General features: G+C 59.4%; 4 protein-coding genes. 1 reads left to right on the top strand and 3 read right to left on the bottom strand.

What is annotated here, in order from left to right:
* On the bottom strand, window positions 1-1,424 hold a 1,424-nt coding region (gene ilvB, locus ACM62Q_RS12955), incomplete at its 3' end, for a biosynthetic-type acetolactate synthase large subunit (protein ID WP_415037252.1).
* 120 nt (window positions 1,425-1,544) lie between these two features.
* Between ilvB and ACM62Q_RS12950 the strand changes: the two genes are divergently transcribed.
* Window positions 1,545-2,015, top strand: a complete 471-nt coding sequence (locus ACM62Q_RS12950) for an RDD family protein (protein WP_415037250.1) — start codon at window positions 1,545-1,547, stop codon at window positions 2,013-2,015.
* On the opposite strand, the gene lptG is transcribed toward ACM62Q_RS12950, so the two are convergent.
* Both lptG and lptF read right to left on the bottom strand, forming a co-directional pair.
* A complete protein-coding gene (gene lptG / locus ACM62Q_RS12945; protein WP_415037248.1) occupies window positions 1,959-3,047 on the bottom strand; it encodes an LPS export ABC transporter permease LptG in 1,089 nt (362 codons plus the stop codon). The two genes, ACM62Q_RS12950 and lptG, sit on opposite strands and share 57 nt — an antisense overlap.
* On the bottom strand, window positions 3,044-4,159 hold a 1,116-nt coding region (lptF, locus tag ACM62Q_RS12940; RefSeq protein ID WP_415037246.1), incomplete at its 5' end, for an LPS export ABC transporter permease LptF. The genes lptF and lptG, both read right to left, overlap by 4 nt.

Genomic DNA, 4,159 nt, shown 5'->3' with positions numbered 1-4,159 from the left:
ATGCCGAGCATGCCGTTGTTCAGGTTGATGATCTTCACCGGCAGTTCGTACTGCTTGCAGGTGGACATTTCCTGGATACACATCTGGATCGAGCCTTCGCCGGTGATGCAGGCGACCTGCGCCCCCGGATTGGCCATCAGCACGCCCATGCCGTAGGGCAGGCCGACCCCCATGGTGCCCAGGCCGCCGGAATTGATCCAGCGGCGCGGCTGGTCGAACTTGTAGTACTGCGCGGCGAACATCTGGTGCTGGCCGACGTCGGAGGTGACGAAGGCGTCGCCGCCCGTCACTTCGTACAGCTTTTCCACCACGTACTGCGGCATGATGTGATTGGTCTGGCGGTAGGCCAGCGAGTTGCGGCCGCGCCATTCATCGATCTGCTTCCACCAATCTGCCACTTCCGGATCGGTTTTGCCGCCGGATTCGAGCAGTTTGAGCATTTCGTCGAGCACATCGGCGACATTGCCGACGATGGGCACATCGACCTTGACCCGCTTGGAGATCGAGGAGGGATCGACGTCGATATGGATGATGCGGCGCTGTTCGCTGCCGAAATGCTCCGGGTTACCGATCACGCGATCATCGAAACGCGCGCCGACGGCCAGGATCACGTCGGCGTAGTGCATGGCGTTATTGGCTTCGAAAGTGCCGTGCATGCCGAGCATGCCGACGAACTGCGCGTCCGTTGCCGGGTAAGCGCCCAAGCCCATCAGGGTGTTGGTGACCGGAAAACCCAGCTTGCGCGCCAACTGCGTCAGCTGCAGCGCGGCATCGGACAAAATCACCCCGCCGCCGGCGTAGATGATCGGGCGCTTGGCTTCTTGCAAAACCTGCATCGCCTTCTTGATTTGCCCCAGATGCCCCTTGACCACCGGATTGTAGGAACGCATCTGGATGGTTTTCGGGTAGTCGAAAGCGCACAGCTGCGCCGTGACATCCTTGGGAATATCGACCACCACCGGCCCGGGACGACCGGTTGCGGCAATATGGAAGGCCTTCTTGATAGTGAGGGCCAGATCCTTAACGTCCTTGACTAGGAAGTTGTGCTTGACGCAAGGGCGGGTGATGCCGACCGTGTCGCACTCCTGGAAGGCATCCTGGCCGATGTAGCTGGTCGGCACCTGGCCGCACAGAACGACCATCGGGATCGAGTCCATGTAGGCCGTGGCAATGCCGGTCACGGTGTTGGTCACCCCCGGACCGGAAGTGACCAGCGCCACGCCGACCCGCTGCGAGGAGCGCGAATAGGCGTCCGCCGCGTGCACCGCCGCCTGCTCATGGCGCACCAAAACGTGTTTGATTTGATCCTGCTTGAAGAGCGCATCGTAAATATGCAGCACGGAACCCCCGGGGTAGCCGAACACGCAATCCACTTTCTCTTCCTGCAAGCACTTGATTACAATTTCTGCACCGCTGATCATCATGCTCGAGCCCAAAAGCTGTTAGCCTAAAAGGGTGTAACCTTAATCGACACCCCCACAACGGTCAAGATTGAAGACGACAAAACGCGTTATTTTTCCGCACCGCAACAAAGTTTCCCCACCATGCTCCATGATCCTTCCAGCGTCGGCCGCCGTTTGGGCGCAATGCTTTACGAAAGCCTCGTCGTTTTTGCCATTCTGATTGCCTTTTTCATCTTCCCGCAGATGATTTTTGTGGCTTTTGGCTGGCAACCCAGCGGCAAACTGCAATGGCTGCATATTTTTTTCGTACTCATGGCCTATTTTGTCTGGTGTTGGCTGCACGGTGGCCAGACGCTGCCCATGAAAACCTGGAAACTGCGCATCGAAAGCGCCAACGGCACGCCGCTGCGCCCGCTGCAGGCCATTCTGCGCTACATGGCGGCCTGGCCCAGCATCGTTTTGGGCGGCATAGGTCTCGCCTGGGCCTTATTTGATCGCGACGGGCAATTTTTGCACGATCGCCTGGCCGGCACGCGCATGGTTCGCCTCAGGGATTCAGCGCCGCTCGACCCACCAGATCAAGCCACCCGCCGCCAGCAGAAAAAGCGCTGAAGGCGCCAGCGCGCTGGCAAAAGGCGGCCAGGCGTTGATGATGCCCAGATTGGAGAAAAGGCCATTCAGGGCATAAAAGGCGATGCCCAGCATGACGCCGCCAAAGATTTTCAGGCTCACCCCGCCCACCCGGTCGTGCGTATAACCAAAAGGCAGCGCCAGGGTCACCATCACCAGCGCCGCCAGCGGATAGAAAAGCTTCTTCCAGATAGCAATTTCGTAGCGCCCGGTATTTTGCTTGTTGTTCGACAAATGCCGGGTATAGCCGAACAGGTCGTACAAAGACATGCGCTCGGGGGCGACCATCAGCACGGAAAGCAGATCCGGCGTAATCGCCGAAGGCCAGATTTCTTCCGCCGCCTCTTCCACCCGCGCCGTTTCCCCTTCCAGCACGGTTCTCACCACCTGCTGCAACTGCCACCCGGAAGCCTCGACGTAGCGCGCCGACTGGGCTTCCAGCACGCTTTCGAGCGCTCTTTCCGGCGTAAAGCGATAAATGCGCAACTGCTCCAGATAGGCCGGACCGAGAGGGTGGCGCACATTGATGAACTGATTGCCGTCCTTGATCCACAGCCCGCTGATGAAACCTTGCTGGGCAAAAGGCTTGTTCAGCGCCCCGGCTTTGAGGTTTTGTTCCAGGCGATCAGTCCAGGGCACGACCACCTCGCCCAGTAAAAAAGTAGCCACCGCCAGCACGCCGGCCACGCGGTAAAGGGTACGCAGCAACTTGCCAGTGGAAAGACCGGAAGCGCGCAGCACCGTAATTTCTGAATGCCGCGCCAGGCTTGCCAGGGCGTACAGCGTGCCGATCAGGCAAGCCACCGGCAGCAATTCGTAAATCAAGCCGGGCAGGGAAAACAATACCGACAACACCGCCACGCCCGCACCGTAACGATCGCGCCCGACACCGCGCAATTCTTCGATGAAATCGAAGAAGGCAAAGAGCGCGATGAAAGCCAGCAACACCAAACCGATTGCGGCCAGCGTTTCGCGCACCAAATAACGCTGATAAACCAAGCGCGCCAGCATCATGCCCCCTGTCGGCGCCAGCGCCAGCCGCCGGTTTGCCGCACATAAAACATGATGATCAACGGCAAGAGCATCAACACATGCGGCAAGAACATCCCCACCGCGAAATGCAGATTGCCGCGCATCACCCAGGTTTGCGCAATCGACATCACGTTGCTGTAGATGGCGTAAATAATGATGGCAATCAACAAGTTGGCCGAGCGCCCGGCGCGCGGGTTGACATACGCCAAAGGAATGGCCATGAGCACCAAAATCAGCGCCGCCACCGGCACGGCGATGCGATACACCACTTCGCTGCGCATAATGGGGTCGTCCAATGTCAGCAACTCAAGAAACGGAATACGCCCCGGGGCGCGCCGGGTTTGCGGCGTTTCGCCGTCTTCGGTGCGCACCGCGTAGCGGGCAAAGTCCATCACGCGAAAGGCCGGCGTTCCCGGCTCGACTTCATAGCGACGACCTTCTTCCAGAACCAAAAAGCGCTCCCCCGTGGGGCGTGTTTCCTGGTGACCGCGCTCCGACATCACCACGCCGAGCTTGCCTTCCAGCATGGAAGCCACGAACACCATGCCGATCTGCCCACCGCGCTCGTCGATATTTTCGATGAAATAAACCTGCCGCCCGTCGCGGATTTCGCGAAAAGCGCCGGGCGAGAGCATCGACAACTCGGAGCGCACTTCCATCCCCGCCAGATAGGCCGCCTGCGCCTGCGTCGCCCACGGGGCAAGCACCGTGGACAGCAGGGCAATCAACAACAAAATGGGCAAAGCAAAACGCATCACCGGACGTATCCAGCGCTGCAGCGGCATGCCACTGGCAAACCAGACCACCATTTCCGAATCGCGGTACATGCGCGACAAAGACAGCAACACGGCGATGAACAGGGTCAGCGTGAGCAGCATCGGCATGTAGCGGGTGGCGGCGAAGGTGAGCATCGCCAAAACCCCTTCCGGGGCGAGCTTACCCAGCGCCGCATCCTTCAACAAACGGATGAGCTGAACAGAAAGAACGACCGCCAGCAATACCACGATGGTAGCAGCGGCCGCCTGGGCAAATTCACGCCGCGCGGCGCGCTCGTAGATCATGCTTTGACGAAACTTTAAGAATGCGTGGATAAT

Origin of the sequence: Azonexus sp., assembly GCF_047638095.1 — a bacterium.
Lineage (GTDB): Bacteria > Pseudomonadota > Gammaproteobacteria > Burkholderiales > Rhodocyclaceae > Azonexus.
The sequence above is the reverse complement of the archived record's forward strand: the minus strand, read 5'-3'. Positions and strand labels throughout refer to the sequence as shown.